Below are 18,466 nucleotides of genomic sequence, written 5' to 3' on the forward strand. Positions count from 1 at the left end.
ATGAAAATTGCTACTTTCCATCCTGATTCTGATGGGTTAATAAGCATATCAGAATACAATGCTAATAAACCACATATTGACGCTATGAAATATGCTAATTCAATATTAAAAAAAGTTGGAAATTCATTATGGGAAGCCTTCAAATGGTCAGGATCTGCTATAAATTATCGAAAAATGACTACTAATGCAAATAATGGTATATCTTATTTTGCAAATATTGGATTTAATCAAAGAAATGGAAATTGCTATACAATGGCTGCAACTTTCTATTACATGGCACGTTCTTTAGGTTATGATGTTTACCAAATTTCAGGATATAATCAAGGATACAGTAGATCATGGCCACATTCATGGTGTGAAATCCATAATAATGGAAATATCTATGTATATGATCCAAACATATATCAAGAAGATCGTAGCGTAATTTTTGGAATGAAATATGGTCAAAAAGGCTCATTGAAATACGCAGTGTCTAGAAATGTATATATGCACCTATAAAGGAGATTATTAATGAATAATTTAAAAATTAATTTTAAAAAATTTTCTTTTCTTTTAATTACATGCATTTTGTCATTTTCACTAATATCATGTGGTAAAAAAGATGAAGAAGATAATAAAATAGAAAAAAGCAATATATCACTTGAAAGCAAATCAAGCGAAGAAAAAAATGATGAGGAAGAATCAAAAAATAAAGATAATCTTTCTAATGAAGATAAGGAAAAGGAACAAACCACTCCTCAAACAGAAGCTGAAAAAACTGAACCGGCTGCTCAACAAAATACAAATCAACAAGCTCCTGTTCAAAATAACACTCAACAATCAGCTCCTAAAGCTCAACCAGCTCCTCAACCAAAACCAGCTCCAGCCCCTCAACCTGCACCTCAACCAGAACCTGCCCCAGCTCCTCAACAAACACCTGATCAAGGGGGAAATCAGGAAGGATGCACAAATGGCGATGCAATCTTCAACTAAAATAAATTTTGGTCTATCCTATTGTCGTGCTATTGCTACTATTGCAATAATCATTCTGCACACAGGATTTGTTTTAAGTACAAATTTTCATTTTAATATAGAAGATAATATTATTCTGAGATTATTTGTGAACTGCTCTATGTGGGCAGTTCCAATTTTTTTGATGGTAACTGGAGTTTTAAATTTAGATAAAAATAAAAATTTAACTCTTAAAAAGCTAATTAAAAAATATATTGGAAGAATACTTCTTTCAATAGTAATTTTTGTAGCTATATATCAAATCGTTGACATTATAATTGATAAGAGATCTTTACATTTAAATGAATTTTTAACTTATTTAAAAAATTTATATACGGATAATACTTATAGCCCAATGTGGTATTTATATATGCTCATTGGTTTATATTTATTGATGCCAATGTATAGGGCTTTTGTTAAAGTTTCTAAAGAAAATGAAATAAAATTTATTATGTTAGTCTATATTATTTTTATTTCAATAATTCCTGCTATAGGAACATTTAAATTTAAAAGTGGATTTTATATTCATGAGCTAACAATATACCCTTTTTATTTGTTTATGGGTTACTCATTACACAAAGGAATAATAAAAATTGATAAAAATAAAGGAGCTATTTTATTTATAGTTTCAAGCATACTAATATCAATATTAACATATTACAGATGGATAAATAACAATGAAAATTTTGAAATTTTTTGGAGTTATTCTTCAATAATTGTTATTGTTCAAAGTATTGGTTTCTTTAGTTTTGTTATGGGAATTAGTAATAGCCAAAAATGGCAAGCCATAGAAAAAGTTTCATCAGAAAATAAAAAGTCTTATAAAAGTACTGAAAATATTTTTTCTAGTATTCTTTTAAAAATCGATAGCCTTTCTTTTGGGATATATTTAATCCATATCATTATAATTAGGATATTTACAAGCATAGATACAATAAAAAATCTAATTATAGGTAATTCAATCTTACTTACAGTCCCAGTTTTGGTAATAACAAACTTATTCTTATCTTGTATAATTGTTAAATTAATCAAAAATTTTCCAATATTTAAATCTATATTATAAATTTATATTAAATCCTCATTTATTTTGATGAGGATTTTTCATTTATTTTAAAAACCTAAATCCAAAACAAAATTTTATTTGAAAAACTATTTACTTTTTATTTTGCAAAATATTTTTCTAGCCTAAGCAATTTTTCATCAAAATGATTTTTTTATTATCTTGTCTAGTATCTTTTATCTTTTGGAATTTTTCTTTATTATGTATTCTTTTATAAATTTAATAAAAATACCCTCCTTACTGGTTTGTCCAGTAAAGAGGGTACATATCAGATTTTTTTACAATGCTGTTTTTTATTTTTAGTCTTATATCGAATTTTATGATTAGTGGATTAATTATTTTCTAATTTTTTCTTATTTTCTTATCTTTAGCCTTGTCTAAAAGTTACTCCTACTTCTCCTTGTGGATGTTTCCAATCTTTTACAATTTTTCCATGTGATAGGATTCTACAGGTTCCACATTCTAGGCATCCAAGGTGACTGAAACCAAAAACTCCATCTACATAGGTGTAGCAACCTGCTGGACATGCCATTAAAAGTTTATTTATTTCTTCTTCATCTTTGTAGTCTGTATCTACATCGATGTGTGAATTATGCTCATCTGTATGGTATATATCAAGACCTAATTTATCTTCTATGCTCATTCTTTTCATTTATAGTGCCTCCATTACTTCGGAAATAAAGTTTGATAATTGTGTTGCGCTCATTCTACTTGCAAGGTCGTTTACTGTTCCCATTATAAATCCTTTGGAATCTTCGCCATTTACTTTGAAAGCTCTTTCTGCTACATCGTTAATAATTTCTGGGAAGTCTTTAAAAATTTCTCTTCTGCTTAATATTGTTGGGAATGCCTTGAAAGTATTTAAATCTTTCATTATGAAGCTGTCTTCTAAAAGTTTTTTATAAATTGATAAGCTTTCTTTACTGAAATCTTCTTTTTCTTTGCTAGCTATTATTGATAGTGCTGCAAGTCTACCACTTTCAATTGCAAAATCCATTCCTCTTACTGTATAACCTAGGTTTACGCAAAAACCTGCTGCGTCTCCTACTACAAGGAAACCATCTCCATATAATTCTGGAATCATATGAATGCCTTCTTCTGGAACAAGGTGTGCTGAATATTCTATTGTTTTTCCACCTTTTATAAATGGTGCTACATTATCGTGTTCTTTGAATCTTTCTAACAAATCGTTTATTTTTGTATTTGCATAACCTATATCTGATAATGTTGCAACTACTCCGATAGATATAGAATCTTTATTTGTATAAATAAAGCCTCCTCCAAATCCTCCTATAGTTGGATCGCCACATGAAAGCCAGCTCATACCTTCATCGCTTTCTAGATTAAATCTTTCATTGATTATTTCTTCTGATAATTCAATAACTTCTTTAGCTCCAACTGCTACTTGATGAGGTTCTAGTTCTTTTTTTATTCCTAATTGTTGAGAAAGTAATGAGTTTACTCCATCAGCTATTATTACTACATCAGCAAATACTTCTTCTCCTGTAGCATCAATACCTACTACTTTTCCATCTTCTACAAGTAATTTTTCTACTAAAACTCCACTTATTATTGAAACTCCTGCTTCTTCTGCTTTATCTGCTAGGTATTGGTCAAACTTACTATGTAATACTACATAGGATGAATCTTTATCTTTGCCAAGAGCTTTTGATGAAAATCCTATATCAAAAGATGATTTTTCACTCATCATTGATATTTTTTCTTTTACTACTTTTCTTTCTATCGGAGCTTCTTCGGCAAAATTTGGTATTATTTTTTCTAAACTATGACCATATAGCCTGCCTCCTGTCACATTTTTTGCTCCACAATAGTCTCCTCTTTCAACCAACATAACTTCTAAATCATTTTCTGCTAAAACTATAGCTGCAGATAATCCTGCAACACCGCCTCCTACAATTATAACATCAAATTTATCTTCACTCATTGTTTCCCCCATGTGTTGAATTATAATTTTTGCCCTTTGATCATTACGCAAGCTCCAAAGAGCATTTTTTTTACTTCAATATTCTCAACTCCAAATCTTTCACAGATTTTTATTATTTCATTTGGACTGATAAAATTCTTCGTTGATTCATATAGCCACATATAATCTTTATATCTTCTAATACCTCCACCAAGGACTGGCATTAGATATTTAAAAAATAATTTATAAAATGGTTTTATAATTTTATTTTCTACTGGAAAGGAATCTAATATATATATTCCTTTCTTTCCTACTCTAACCATTTCGTTTATTACTTTTTCATAATCATCTGTATTTCTTAAACCAAAAGATATCGTTACATAATCAAATGTTGAATTTTCGTATGGAATATTTTTTGCATCTGCCTTTAATAAAGTTATGTTATTTATTTTTTTTGATTTTTCTTTTGATATCCTAAGCATATTTTCTGAAAAATCTACACCAACAACTTTTGCATCACTCTTTTTAGCTATTTCTATTGCTATATCTCCTGTTCCGCAGCAAACATCCAATACTTTTTCATCATTTTTGATATTTTTCAAAATATCCTTTACTAATGTTTCTTTCCAACTTTTTTGTAATCCTAGGCTTATCCTATCATTAGCCTTGTCATAATATGGCGAAATTTTTTGAAATATTTCATAAACTTTTTTGCTTTTCTCCATATTATTCTCCTATTAAACTTATGACTATTATTACTAAATAACTGAAATTTAATAAAATATTTGTAAGTCCTATATCCATCATTTGCCTAACTCTATCTTGGGGAATTAGGCTTGCTGTAAAAATTCTAAATATAAACTTTCTTTTTAGAAAGAATATGATTAAATCTATGATTAAAGCTTTATACCCTCCAAAATAAAGAACTAGATAGAATTGTGATATAAACCACACTATAATTAATATTTTATATAAAATTCTAATATTTTTCCTACCCATAACAACAGCAAGTGTATTTCTATTTGCTTTTTTATCTTTCTCTATGTCACTTGAATTGTTACTCATCATAATTAATGAAATCCCTATTATAAAAGGCATTGCATATCCCATAATTGTAAAATCAATTTTTTCTGAAATCACGCTAAATACACCGATAGGTATTAATCCTCCCATTACTATTCCACTAAATACTTCTCCTACTGGAAGATATGAAATAGGGAAAGGTCCCATTGAATAATTTAAAACCGTTATTACTCCAATTATCCCTATGATGATACTTTTATAATTTATACTTTCTAAAGTTAAAAGTCCAAACACAATTCCAATCGTTAGAAAAAATAGCCCTAAATTTCTAACGCTTTCTGGTCTAATACAATTATAGAACATAATATTATCAGATTCTTTTAAGTTATCTTCCTTACTATCTACTCCATTTATGAAATCACTATAATCATTTATAGTATTTACGGATGATTGTAGGAAAACACACGATAAAACCAAACCCAAAGACCTTAATAAACTTATGGAATATCCTGATTTTATCAGCATCAAAATCCCAAAAATCGAAGGAATAATAGATGCTACAAATGATTTTGGATTTGCAAAATTAATTATGTTTTTTAATGTCATCTTTTGATAAGTTTTCATTAGTTTTTCTCTATCTTATCTAAAATCTTATATAAGTAATCAGATTCTCTAATTGGAAGACTTGCTAGTATCAACCTATTTTTATCGGCAAACTCCTTGATTTTTTTTGAGCTTAAAATACAAGCTTTTGATTCTATGAGTAATTGCCTTAATGTAAGTAATTCGTCATAATTAAGACTTACTTCTTTGTTTTTATTGAGCAGCTTATATATTTCATCTCCATACTTGTCATCATTCATGCTGGATAATAAAGGATATGTGTATACTCCTTCTTTTACATCAACAAACTCTCCCTTTCCTGTTTCATCTTTACTTGAGAATAAATCTAAAATGTCATCTCTCAATTGAAACATCAAGCCTAAGTTTTTTCCAAATTCAACCATTTTATTAATATCAATTTGATTGAATCCAGCATTTTTCGCTCCAAAATAACAAACTGTTTTAAAAAATGAAGCAGTTTTTCCGCAAATATTTTCAAAATATTCTTTTTCACTAATATCTAGTCTGTATTTTATTAGATTTTGACCAACTTCACCATTGCACATATCTCTAATAGTGTCAGATATTATAGAAATTTCTTCGACAAGTCCTTTTTTTGCCAAGTAATTAAATACTTTAGATATCATATAGTCGCCTGCAAATACGGCTACATCTTTGCCATATTTTGATTGGATTGACCTATGTGATCTTCTAATTAGCGAATCGTCTATTATATCATCATGAATAAGTGATGCAAGATGAGTTATTTCTACTGCAGCGCATTGGCTAATTATTTTATCTGGAATTTGGTTTTCTCCCATCAGACTTATACAAATCAAAAGCTTTGTTCTAATCATCTTTCCGCTAGAAATCAAAGTATTCTCAATAATATTATAGAGCTTTTGGCTTTGCTTGTAATCTCCTAAGATTTCTCTCATTTCTACAAGTGTTTTATCAATTAAATCATCTAGAATAGTTTGCTTTGATTCTTTTGCTAAACATTCACTTATTGCAAAATTCATTTTTAGATTAATCCTCTCTTTTCAGATATTATTTCTGAAGTGTGTTTTACCTTAATATCAAGACCTTCTGCTTCAAGTCCTCCTCTAATTTGCATCATACAACCTGGACAATCCACAGCAACCACATCTGCTCCAGAATTTTTGATATTTTCTATTTTGTTTTTTAATATTTTTGATGAAATATCTGGATATAAAACATTATAAGAGCCTGCAAATCCACAGCAGTTATCGCTATCTTCCATCTCAACAAATTCTACGCCTTCTGTATTTTTAAGTAAATCTCTAGGTTCTTCATAAACTCCCAAAGTTCTCTTTAAATGGCATGAATCATGGTAAGTAACTTTTACTTCTTTTCCATCTCCTGCATTTACTTTGTCATCTTTTTCATGGAATAATTTACAAAAATCTACGCATTTTTCTCCCAAAACTTTTGCTCTTTCATACATTTCACTTCCTTGTTCAAAGAAATCTTTGTAAGATTGAAGTTGATGAGTACATGATGGGCAAGCAAGAAGAATATAATCATATTTCTCTGCATCCATGGCTTTTATATTTATTTCCGCTTCTTTTCTAGCATTTTCAACATCACCCATATTGCTTGCAGGACAACCACAACAAGCTTGACCTAGAGGAAACTCTACTTTGTATCCTATTGAGTTCATATTTTTAATCAAAGATTTAGCTGTATCAACATATACAAAATCAAGTAAACAACCAGCAAATAAAGCCACTGTTCCTTTTTGATTTTCTACATTTTGTTCAATTTCATCAAAAATATCTCTAAGCGGAACTTTTGCTATTGATGGTAAAACTTTTCCTCCAGTCATTCCTGATACGAAATCTGGAAGATGTCTAATCATTGTGTCGCCCTTAGTAAATGGCTCTTGAGCAATAGATGCAATTCTTAATAATGAATGGAAAAGTTTCCTATCTGTTACTGCATCTAATGCAAATTTCTTTATTGGATCTGGATTTTCCTTAACGTGTTCTTCTCTAACTTTCATTATCATTTCAGCTATTGGAAGTCCACCACCACAAACTTCATTACATCTGCCACATTGTAGACATACACTTTCTATTTCATTTGCTCTATCTTTATCAATTAAGAAGTGAGTTAAAAGCGTTCCTATTCCTCCAGTATAAACATTAGAACCGTATACGTGTCCTCCTACTAAAGCAAAGGCTGGACATACATCAAGACAAGCTCCACATCTAATACAGTTAAATATTTCTCTATAACCCTCTTGAGCCAATATTTCTCTTCTGCCTGGATCATCTATAATCAAACAATAGAATCCTTTTTCTTCTTTTGTATCACTTTCTTTGTCAGTAGTTACTTCACAAGCACCTGTATACAATGATAAGTAAGCTGTAATTCTTTGAGCAGTACCATTACGAGGGAGAGCTTTAAAAATCCATCTAGCATCAGAAATTGAATTTACAAATTTTTCTATTCCAAATATATACAAATGATTTTTTGGAAGAGTTCCTACCATTCTACCATTACCTTCATTTGTCATTGTAAATACTGTTCCAGTTTCAGCAACGGCAACATTTGCTCCTGAAACTCCTAAATCTGCATTTTTAAACTTATCTCTCATAACTCTTCTTGAAGTTTTTACTTCTTCAGATATTATAGGTTCGTGTTTAGTTTTAGTGTATTCTGAAAAATAGTCTGCAACTTGTTCCTTATTTAAATGCAAGGCTGGCATAACCATATGTACTGGGCTATTTCCTTCAAGTGAAATAATAAATTCTCCCAAATCAGTTTCTTGGCAATCTACACCATTATCTTTTAGTATCTTATTAAAATGAATTTCTTCAGAACACATTGATTTAGATTTTACGGCTGTTTTTATGTCTTTTTCTTTTAAAAAGTTTTCAACCCATTTTGCAGCTTCTTCTTTGCTTTTTACTACAACAACGTGTCCTCCTCTTGCCTCGCAATTCTTTTTGAATTCACTTATCATTTCATCAACATGCTCAGCAGCAAATGTTTTTACTCTTTTTATAGCTTGTTGAGTTTCTTTAAAATCAATTCCTTGATAAGAATTTAGTCTTCTTTTTGGATAAGTCTTACAAAAATTTCCGAGGGTTCTACCTAAAGTTGCATTGTCTAACGCATCTTTTATCTCTTCTTTTAAACTAATATTATCAACCATATTAATCTCCTCTTATAATCTTAAACCTATAGATCTGTAACTATCACTATGCTCATTTGCAAAGGACCATGAACACCAACTGTACTTACGCACTCTATATCTGCTGTCCTTGAAGGGCCTGTTATAAAACCTACATATTTTGGGAAAGGTTTTAATTCGGATAGTTTGTCAAACATATCATCATAACTTTCCACAATTGTTGAGCCTTTAACTATTCCTATATAATAATCTGGCATAATAGCCATAAGCCTAGCATCTACTTCATCACTTGCTTGTACAACAGAACCAAGCTCAGCCACGCCATAAGCAACTTCTGTTATTCCGCCTTTAGCTGTTTCGCTGTTTAGTCTAATATGATCAGTATAAACTGTAATATCATTTTTTCTAAAAGCTTCAACTACTCCTGTTTCTTTTGCAAGCTCTGTTTCCAACATACAAGTTGATTCTATTCCATTGTCCTTGTAAATATTTACAAGTGTCTCTGCTAAATCATTCTTACTTGTTTTATAACAAGTACCATTAACACTTTCTAAATTTTTTGCAAAAGTGTCAAATAATTCTATTTTATTTTCTATCATTTACGACCTCTCATTTTTATTTTTTACATATTCTAGTCATAGTCCATTACAACTCTAAGCTTGTTATCTCGCAAAGAAAATGAGCTTATTTTCCTTGAAGATATATTATCTGCCAACTTAAATCTTCTTTTATAATTTAAGTAAGAAACTTCTAAATCATTTCCTATTTTTCTAACTTCTACCTCCTCTTCTTTAGCATATTTCAAATCTATTACAATAATCTTACTAGCTTTTTCTTCTATGATATAAAATGCTTTATCATTAACGAAAATATCTTCTAGTTTAAGATTTTTAAATATCTTATCATGCAACTTATTTAAGGCTTTTAACCCGATAACTTCATAATCTTGTAAGTGAATCTTAAAAACTTTTTTTTCTTTGAAAAATTCTTCTATTTTTATAATATTTGTTTTATCTTCATCTAATAGATTTCCATAAGAAGATTGTTGAATTTCTTCTGGATATATCATATTAATAAACACGCAATCCGATAAAAATCCATACATATTTATAAGGCTATAAGATCTAAAAGTTTCATTTGCTATAACTTTATTTGCTTTACTTATAAATCTGATTGTTGTTATATTTGGATTTTGTAATATACGTTCAAGTTCGTATAATTTTTTTGATAAACTTATAAACTCATCAAATACTATATCTTTTGGTTTTTTAACGTCTGTTCTTTTTTCAATAAAGCTTCCAAAAATACTATTAAACTTCTTAACTAATGGTACTAATGAATCCGACAAATTATTAAACTTTTCTCCAGTTGATAGCAGGGATATTGTTTCACCACTAGGCCCACAATCAACAATCAAAACATCAAACTTTCCTTCTTTATAAATTTCTAAAATTTTAAGTAGAGAAAATACATCATCAAATCCAGGAAGAAGTGACAACTCATCTAGCTGTATTTCTGTTGTTACACTTTCTTTTACAAGCTCTCTCATATAAGAGCTTATATTTCCCCACGCTTTTTTACTTTCTTTGATGGGATTAATCTCAAGTCCGTAAAGATTATTTGCTATCTGCTTGGGACTATCATTTAATTTTTCTTCAAACAAATCACTTAAACTATGAGCAAGATCACTACTTATAACTAAAGTTTTATATCTTTTGGAAATATTTATAGCTGTTAGTGCTGAAATTGTAGTTTTTCCAACTCCACCCTTGCCAGTATTTATAATAATTCTCATATCTTATCCTGTTTTACTTTTAAATATATATAAAGCTCATCGTTATTTCGGACACATTTGTGAATATAAGAATCAATCAAAATATTGGGCAAGCTAATAATTCTTTTCATATCATCCACTCTAATATTTATATCTGTCCCTTTTTTATAGATATCATAATCATGAATTTTTGAAATATTTATCCTCAATATATATCCATCATCGATTTTTTCATAACTATAACTTTCACAAATAGGTTTTATATCTAAAATTGAATCTTTAAAAGATAATTCCTCTGCAAATTTTTCTATATCCTCTAGAGTTATTAAATCTTTTTTCATCAATTTTATTTTATAGACTGGCATATTATAAAAACAATCTTCAATCTCTTTTAAATGCTTTGACTGTATTTCTATTCTCTTTCTTACAAAATCACTCTTATCGTCATCAAAAAGTCTATTAACAAAAAATCCATCTACATTATAATCAAAAAGATTTAGGTAAGATAAATCTCTTTTACTTTCTTCTAAAACCATCTTCTCAGCCAATCCAACCAATCTAACCGTTGAAATCCTACTATCTTTTAAAATTTCCTCTAATTTTATAAGCCTTTTATAAATAATTTCAATTTCATCCAAAGATTGATTATCTGGCAAGTTGATTTTATATTTGTATTTAGATACAGGCCTTAAAGTTCTAATTATTCCCTTACCTATTCCAAAAAATTTCTCCAAATACCACGAAAGCATTTCTGGTATTTTTAGATAAGCAAATGTAGATGCCGATGCTGGACAGTCCACTATTATATTTTCAAAATCAAACTGTTCGTATATATCCAATATTTTAAGCAATGACAATATATTAGCAATAAATGGCATATCAACACTTGAATTATAAGATACTTTTGAAAAATCTATTTTTCTAAACCTATCTGCAAAACCAGCCTTTATATCAGGAAATCTTTCCTCTAAAATTTTTGAACTATCAATTTCAAGAACAGACAAATTCTCACAGATTTTAGTAATCTCTCCGCCTATTTTTATTCCAAAAATATCTGATAAACTATGAGCTTGGTCTATACTGATTAAAATTGTATTTATATTTTTTTTTGCAGAAATAATAGCAGTAGCGCTTGATATAGTAGACTTGCCAACACCGCCTTTTCCTGTGTACATAAAAATTTTTTTATTCATTTAATTTCAAAATTCAAAAAAATCTAACTTATAAAAAGCATTACAAAAAGTGGCATCAAAATAACTGTACAAATACCAGCTATAGCAATAGATAATCCACTCATAGCTCCTTCAACTTCTCCCATTTCTATAGCTTTTGATGTTCCCATCGCGTGGCTTGCCGTACCGATACCAATACCAATAGCTACAGAATCTTTTACTCTCATGATTTTCATAACTGTAGGTGCAAATATAGCTCCAACAGTTCCTCTAAGTATAACTGTTATTGCAGTAATTGCTGCATAAGTCTTAATGGTCACTTCATCTGCCCCAAATTTACCGATATATTCCTCAGTCAACGATTTTGCAATAGGAGTAGTTACTGATTGAGGCATCATTGACAAAGTCAAATTCTTATCAAATTTAAAAATCTTTGATAGGAAATAAGCAGACAAAATAGCAACAATAGACCCTACTATTACCCCTATTAAAATAGGAACAAGATTTGCCTTTAATCTATCTATATTTCTATACAAACTTACAACTAAAGCAACAGTAATTGGTGCTATCATAAATGATATGTACTTTCCACCCTTATTAAAATTATCATAACTAATACCAGTAATTTTCAAAAAAGCTATACAAAATATTATAGCAAGCAATAACGGATTAAAAAACGCTATTTTAGTTTTTTTACTAACCATCATTCCTATTCTAAACATAACTATGCTCAAAACAATTCCAAAAAAATCATTATCAGCTATATAAGTATTCAAAAATTCGCTCATATTACTTCCTCACTTTTTGTACTATTTCTACAATTTTAGCAGTTATTGCCATAGTTATTAAGCAAGATATAGTCATAACCACAAGTATTTGTATTGCATTATCTTTAATTACATCAAATTGCACCATAAGACCAACACCAAGAGGAGTAAAAGTAAAAGCTAGAATAGAAGTTAGAAAATCTGATGTTTCTCCAACATCCTCAACCTTTACAATCTTAAATAGCAAAGCAACAAACAAAAAAATCATACCAAAAACTGGTTCAGGTATTGGTAGCCCAGTTAATTTCTTAGCTACAAAACCTAGTAGCAAGAAAAAAATCAAATAACAAAATTCTTTAACATATTTCATAAAATCTCCTAAAAATACATTTTTCTTTTAAAAGCCCTATAAACTCTAAGCACAAATATATAAACTAAATATATATTTTTTTACTACCAAATATCTTTTTAAACTCCCACTTCCTTCCATAAACAACAGCTAAAACTATTGTTTAATATAAAAAAATAGCTTATGTGTAATTTGTCGCAAAAATATTAAAATTATAGGATCCATATAATTTCACCGCAACAAAAATAAAATTAAAAAAATCCAAACTCTTGATATCGATTGCCGGGGTATTTAACCAATATTAAACTGTTTGGGTTTATAATAAATAATAATATAAATTAAGGACAAGAAAAATAATCAAATAAAAATATACTTATCAAAATTAACAAACAAAACGTGTAAATGCTAACATCAATCAATAAAAAATTTAATATGTAATAGTAATGCTAAAATTATATTCAATTATTTTCTATCCAGAAATATGTTTTTTTAAAGTATATCATAATTTTCTAAAAAAGAAAATGTTTTTTTAGCTTCAATACAGATTTGTTTTTTAAAATAATTATAAAAAAATATAACAAGTAATTACAATATTTCTCATCAATAAAACAAGAAAATTATTAGCCAAATACAAACGCCAATTTGTTTCATTTAACATTGCATAAACACTTTTGATATATTATTTCACAATTTAAAAATATTCCATTAATCATTTTAAATTTTTAATACAAAATATTGAGCATTAAAATTTAAAATTATATCATAAATTTAAAACACTTTAAAAATTAATAAATTAATCAAAAAAATACCCCCTTTGCAGATTTAATCTACAAAGAGAGTATTTATAAATCTTAATTTAAAACACTATTTACTTCTCATTTTTCAAAGCATTTCTTCTAACATAACCAATATTTCCATTAAAAGAAATTTTAGACCATTTTTGTCCATCAACTTTTACGTTTTTGATTAAATTTACCTTTGAATTCTTTGGGATTTTTTCTATAATATTATCTTCATCTTCAAAAGGTTCTTTTCTAAAATCAGTTTTTGATGATATTACAAATTCTTTTCCTATTCCTAAATTGCTATCTTCTTTTTCTTTTATATCTTCAGTACTTGATAGCTCATTTGCACTTTTTTTAATCAATTTTGTTAATTTTTCAAGTTCTTCATCTTCATCATCTGAATAATCATAAGAAAAATCACTATCAAAAATTGTATTTACATCTACATTTTTACTTTGATAATTTTCTTTTTCTTCTTTACATGAACTCAAACTAATTAGAAGAACAAGAAGACATATAATTTTTTTGATTTTCATCTTTTCCTCCAAAGTTTCTAATAGCTATTTTTCTATAAATAAAAACTATTTATTAAGATAGCTCTTATATAGATTTTTATCTACCTGCGCATGGGTCATCAATAAACCTATTATATTTGCATCAACTTCTTGTAAATTTTTAATTGCCTTGTCAAGGTCTTCTTTTTTTGTATCATTGTATTTTACTGCCACAATAATACCATCACAATAAGTTGAAATTATTGATCCATCTGCCAATAAATCAACCGGAGGCAAATTTATAAATATATAATCAAATTCTTTTGATAAATTTTCTATCAATTCTTTTATTTTTTTTGAATCTAGTATTTGAGTTGGATTTGTTGGTCTTTGACCTGCCAATAAAATAAATAAATTTTCTTCTGTTTTATCTTTTAACAATAATTTTTCAACAGCAATTTCATCATTAAAATAATCTGTTAGCCCAAAATTTTTATCAGCTTTTATAATATTTCCTAATTTTGGCATTCTCAAATCAAAATCTAAAATAGCAACTTTTAGACAATCTTTGGCAAAAGTTTTAGCAAGATCATATAAAATTTCAATATTTTCCTCATTTGGATTTGAAGACGTCATGCCAATAACCTTACATTTGCTATAATTCTTGTTATATTTTATAGCAGTTTTTATAGAATAAATAGACTCATCATATAAAGATGAATTATTTAAATATCCATTATTTTCTATCATCTTATTCTCCTTTTGCCTTATCTGGAATTATTCCTATCAAAGGAATATCATAATATTCTTTCATTTCATCAGCACTTTTAATTCTTGTATCAGTTATATCTTTTACTATTACATAAATTACACTAATAAAAAATCCAAGAAAAATACCAATAGCTGTATTTTTTTTAATGTTTGATGAAATAGGGTTTTTAGGAACTCTAGCCTTATCAGAAATTAAAATTTTATTTTTATTAAGTTTTCCAATTGTGTTTTTTAATTCAATAGCAGTTTGATTAGCAATATCAGCTGCTCTTTCTGGAACTGTATCTTTAACTTTTATATTTATCATTCTAGAGCTAGGATCTGGTTCAACAACAACCTTATTCAAATATTCATCATAAGTCATGTCTAAATCTAATTTTTTTATAATATCAGATACAAAAACATTAGATTTTGTAAGATTTGCATAAGTTGCATTTAAATTGCTATCAGTTGCTTTTGATATCATAATCATAGTTGATGTTTCATAAGTTGGAGTTGACATAAATTTAGTTATTCCAAAAAAAGAAGCACCAAAAATTAGACAAGCCAAAAATATTATATGAATATTTTTTATAATCTCCTTACATAATTCTATAATATCTATTTCTTTTTCATTCATTTTATTTTTCCTTTCTATACTAATAACTTTTTATAATACTTTATAAAAAATAAGATTTACATTTAAAATAGGTATTTGTACGAACCTATCAAACTAAGAACTAATGTTTTTTCTATTGTATTTCCCGAATTATACAAAAAATTAATATCTTTATATAATTGCTCATAATTTTTCAAACACTCTTTATTTGATTGAAAATAATCATCCATAAACCCTTTTAGCTTTTGATTATTATCATACCAATAGTCAAATGGATTCATATCATTTCTTTTACTATACTTAGATTTCATTTTGTTCATAAGCAAACCTTTTATAGTATCTAACTTATATTCTTTCCCATTTATTTTTATTCCACGCATAGATGAAATTTTTACTCCATTGTGTGGATATTTGGTTGCATCTTTAAATTTACTTATTACCCAAGAGTAATAAATATTATGCTTAAACCTAAATTCAAAAGGAAGTGAAAAACAAAATTCGGCAAAATCTACATCCATGAAAGGAGACATTCCTTCCCCATATTCTTTTATAGATGTTGAATATCCTAAACATGCACCATTTATTGCTCTATTCCTAAACATCCCTTCTTCATAACTTGTATCTTTTATATTAGAAGATATTCTGTTAAGTAATTTTGTCGAATAAGCTCCATCGCCTAAAGCATATTTTTTATTTTTATAATCTAAAGATTTATTAAAGCTACCTGGAATTACATCACCTATAACACCTGTATGTATTATTCCAATTTCACTTGTATTAATAGCATTTAAAAAAGTATTAAATTGTGATGCCCATGGATAATAAATTAAACCATCTGCAATTTTTATAGAACTATCAAGGTTAAATAAATCCAATCCATTATCTAAATTTTTATATAACCACTCATATTTTAAATCACTTGCCATTTTTGGACAATACTTATAATCATTTGATTTACTATCAGAATAAGTGTATGTCAATACATTTTCTACACCCAATCTTCTTAAAGAATAAGCAACTATTCTGCAATCTAAACCTGCACTTAATGGTACAATATTCCTATATCCATATTCTTCGTTTTTATTAACTTGCATTTCAACAGCATTCAAAAACAAAGAATCTAATTTTTTTATAGCTTCATCTTTATTAATTTTCTTCTCTTCAAAAACCCAATCATGATATGAACTTATTTCTATATTATTAGAATAAACCAGCTTTGAACCTGCTTCTAGTCTCTTTACATCTTCCACCAAAGTATTATCTTCTAACATATAAGCATAAGATATTAAAGAATATGCTCCGTCCATATTTAATTTATAATCAATATTATTAAGTTTTAAATTTTCAACTAATTCATTTAACCTTGTACTAATCAAAAAAACATCATTGTTCTTGTAATATAACAAAGGAATGTTAGACCAGTGGTCAGTATATGCTACTAATTTATCTTTTTTTAAATCATATAATACTATGACAAAATTTCCTCTTAATTTATTTATAAATTCATCTAGTTTTCCGTTGTTATACTCTGATATTATACAATCTTTAAAATCATTTTTATTATATTCATTAATGATTTTTTCTTTATTTAAAATTACACCATCAACCAAGATAATTGTTCCATCAATTCTTGTTATAAATTTATCATTATAAAACTTGCCATTACTTGCTAGGCAAAAATATTTTTCATCTAGATTTATACAATTTATATTTTTTTTCTTATTTGTTTCTTTTAATTTTTTAATATTTAATCCTATAAACAGTCCCATTTAAACCTCCATTACTATCAAATAGTAACATATATTTTGCCCTTTCTATAAATCAAATCAATTCCTATTATAAGAATAAATGAAAAAACTAATCCTATATTATAAAAAAAGTCAACAAATCCTCCTATCAAAAGATTGCTAAAAGTATATGTAACTATTAAATATAAGACTATATTCATAGGTGTCTTTCTTTGTTTTAGTATAAAGTTGCTAACAATACTCATAATAAAAGCCACTAACCAAGGAGATATTAAAATTCCTATAATTCCAAAATTAGCATAGGCTTCTGCCAAATAAATTGAATTCATTACACCCGCTGTTCCTTCTTTAACTCCAGAATTATTAAAAATTTCCATAACTACTCTTCCTGATCTTATCCAAGATTGATCTGTATTAAAAATCCAAGATATTGCAGTAGGAAAACTAGCTCCATTTAGATAAGAATGAATATTAGGAAAAGCCTGGAAGTGTAAATAACAAGTAGCAATTTGTGTTAAAATAAGTCTAGGTATAGGTCCTGATTTTAATGTAAATAATCCACCACTATAATTAGTAGTCGCATAATAAACAAATAAAAATCCCGTTCCCAAAATACACATATAGAATAAAGGTTTTTTTATTGATTTAATATTACCAAGAAATATCTCAAGCAAATAAAATTGAAATAAATATATAACAACTGGTGATTTCTCAAAAGATAAGGTCTTGCATATTATGGATAATAATAGTAAAAATATAAATTGATATTTCCATCTTTTTGTATGTAATATTCGATAATAAACATAGGATATATAAGATAAATTTGGAATCATATTTAAAACCAAAAGATTTCTAATATATTGGTTACCTTTAAAACCTCTACCTATTTGTATTCTCAATACACTTGTATCAGCCTTTTCAGTAATCACTTTTATAATAGGTATATAACCTATTTTATAAAAAGTATAAATCAATCCTAAAAATCCAACAAAAGATAAGGTCACAATAATACTGTATATACTCTTTTGATGAGTTTTTATATCTACAATATCTCTTTCTAGGTAATCATTATAAAATTTATTGTATTTTTTTATTCCCATCAATCTATTAATTATTATCATTCCTAACGGCAAAGCTAAGTAAGAATAAAATAGAGCAATTGATGTCTTAGAAATTGCATCTTCAGAAGCTTTTTTTACTAAATAATGATCTCTAAACCCCAAAAATATCATGCAAGATCCAATA

General features: G+C 27.6%; 19 protein-coding genes. 3 read left to right on the forward strand and 16 right to left on the reverse strand.

From position 1 onward, the window contains the following. From HMPREF3045_RS00815 to HMPREF3045_RS00825, 3 genes are all read left to right on the forward strand, one after another. Positions 1-498: transglutaminase-like domain-containing protein (locus HMPREF3045_RS00815; protein WP_070736747.1), on the forward strand; the 498-nt coding region annotated here is incomplete at its 5' end. 12 nt (positions 499-510) lie between these two features. Beyond that, positions 511-972 carry a hypothetical protein gene (locus HMPREF3045_RS00820; protein WP_070736748.1) on the forward strand — a complete coding sequence of 154 codons (462 nt, stop codon included), beginning with the start codon at positions 511-513 and terminating at the stop codon, positions 970-972. Then, positions 950-2,053, forward strand: a complete 1,104-nt coding sequence (locus HMPREF3045_RS00825; RefSeq protein ID WP_083316570.1) for an acyltransferase — start codon at positions 950-952, stop codon at positions 2,051-2,053. The genes HMPREF3045_RS00820 and HMPREF3045_RS00825 overlap by 23 nt, the downstream gene beginning before the upstream one ends. A 364-nt stretch (positions 2,054-2,417) precedes the next feature. On the opposite strand, the gene HMPREF3045_RS00830 is transcribed toward HMPREF3045_RS00825, so the two are convergent. The 16 genes from HMPREF3045_RS00830 to HMPREF3045_RS00905 form a co-directional block, all read right to left on the reverse strand. Further along, on the reverse strand, positions 2,418-2,702 hold the full coding sequence (locus HMPREF3045_RS00830) for a ferredoxin family protein (RefSeq protein WP_004839456.1): 285 nt from the start codon (positions 2,700-2,702) through the stop codon (positions 2,418-2,420). Next, complete coding sequence (locus HMPREF3045_RS00835; RefSeq protein ID WP_070736750.1) at positions 2,703-3,995, reverse strand: FAD-dependent oxidoreductase; 1,293 nt, start codon at positions 3,993-3,995, stop codon at positions 2,703-2,705. It abuts the gene before it with no gap. Between the two features lie 20 nt (positions 3,996-4,015). Beyond that, complete coding sequence (locus HMPREF3045_RS00840; protein ID WP_070736751.1) at positions 4,016-4,699, reverse strand: ubiquinone/menaquinone biosynthesis methyltransferase; 684 nt, start codon at positions 4,697-4,699, stop codon at positions 4,016-4,018. A gap of 1 nt (position 4,700) precedes the next feature. Further along, positions 4,701-5,621, reverse strand: a complete 921-nt coding sequence (locus HMPREF3045_RS00845) for a prenyltransferase (RefSeq protein ID WP_070736752.1) — start codon at positions 5,619-5,621, stop codon at positions 4,701-4,703. Continuing rightward, positions 5,621-6,622 carry a polyprenyl synthetase family protein gene (locus HMPREF3045_RS00850; protein WP_070736753.1) on the reverse strand — a complete coding sequence of 334 codons (1,002 nt, stop codon included), beginning with the start codon at positions 6,620-6,622 and terminating at the stop codon, positions 5,621-5,623. The genes HMPREF3045_RS00845 and HMPREF3045_RS00850 overlap by 1 nt, the downstream gene beginning before the upstream one ends. Positions 6,623-6,624: 2 nt before the next feature. Continuing rightward, a complete protein-coding gene (gene ldhH / locus HMPREF3045_RS00855; protein WP_070605736.1) occupies positions 6,625-8,784 on the reverse strand; it encodes an L-lactate dehydrogenase (quinone) large subunit LdhH in 2,160 nt (719 codons plus the stop codon). 26 nt (positions 8,785-8,810) lie between these two features. Further along, entirely contained in the window at positions 8,811-9,362 is a 552-nt protein-coding gene (locus tag HMPREF3045_RS00860; protein ID WP_070736754.1) for a LutC/YkgG family protein, read from the reverse strand. 32 nt (positions 9,363-9,394) lie between these two features. After that, positions 9,395-10,558: an ArsA family ATPase gene (locus tag HMPREF3045_RS00865; RefSeq protein ID WP_070736755.1), complete on the reverse strand. Its 1,164-nt coding sequence runs from the start codon at positions 10,556-10,558 to the stop codon at positions 9,395-9,397. Beyond that, the gene (locus HMPREF3045_RS00870; RefSeq protein WP_070736756.1) at positions 10,555-11,730 is read right to left on the reverse strand and encodes an ArsA family ATPase; all 1,176 of its coding nucleotides are present in this window, start codon (positions 11,728-11,730) and stop codon (positions 10,555-10,557) included. The genes HMPREF3045_RS00865 and HMPREF3045_RS00870 overlap by 4 nt, the downstream gene beginning before the upstream one ends. Positions 11,731-11,753: 23 nt before the next feature. After that, positions 11,754-12,497 (reverse strand): LrgB family protein, encoded by a 744-nt coding sequence (locus tag HMPREF3045_RS00875; RefSeq protein ID WP_083306954.1) that lies wholly within the window; start codon positions 12,495-12,497, stop codon positions 11,754-11,756. A 1-nt stretch (position 12,498) separates the two neighbouring features. Then, a complete protein-coding gene (locus tag HMPREF3045_RS00880; RefSeq protein WP_004839466.1) occupies positions 12,499-12,846 on the reverse strand; it encodes a CidA/LrgA family protein in 348 nt (115 codons plus the stop codon). Between the two features lie 847 nt (positions 12,847-13,693). Further along, positions 13,694-14,146 carry a peptidase M23 gene (locus HMPREF3045_RS00885; protein WP_070736757.1) on the reverse strand — a complete coding sequence of 151 codons (453 nt, stop codon included), beginning with the start codon at positions 14,144-14,146 and terminating at the stop codon, positions 13,694-13,696. 45 nt (positions 14,147-14,191) lie between these two features. After that, a complete protein-coding gene (locus tag HMPREF3045_RS00890; protein WP_070736758.1) occupies positions 14,192-14,854 on the reverse strand; it encodes a CpsD/CapB family tyrosine-protein kinase in 663 nt (220 codons plus the stop codon). Between the two features lies 1 nt (position 14,855). Continuing rightward, positions 14,856-15,494: a YveK family protein gene (locus tag HMPREF3045_RS00895; RefSeq protein WP_070736759.1), complete on the reverse strand. Its 639-nt coding sequence runs from the start codon at positions 15,492-15,494 to the stop codon at positions 14,856-14,858. Positions 15,495-15,556: 62 nt separating this feature from the next. Then, the gene (locus tag HMPREF3045_RS00900) at positions 15,557-17,242 is read right to left on the reverse strand and encodes an asparagine synthetase B family protein (protein WP_070736760.1); all 1,686 of its coding nucleotides are present in this window, start codon (positions 17,240-17,242) and stop codon (positions 15,557-15,559) included. 17 nt (positions 17,243-17,259) lie between these two features. Further along, positions 17,260-18,453 carry an O-antigen polymerase gene (locus HMPREF3045_RS00905; protein WP_070736761.1) on the reverse strand — a complete coding sequence of 398 codons (1,194 nt, stop codon included), beginning with the start codon at positions 18,451-18,453 and terminating at the stop codon, positions 17,260-17,262. Between the last annotated feature and the right edge of the window lie 13 nt (positions 18,454-18,466).

Origin of the sequence: Anaerococcus sp. HMSC075B03, from assembly GCF_001815585.1 — a bacterium.
Lineage (GTDB): Bacteria > Bacillota > Clostridia > Tissierellales > Peptoniphilaceae > Anaerococcus > Anaerococcus vaginalis.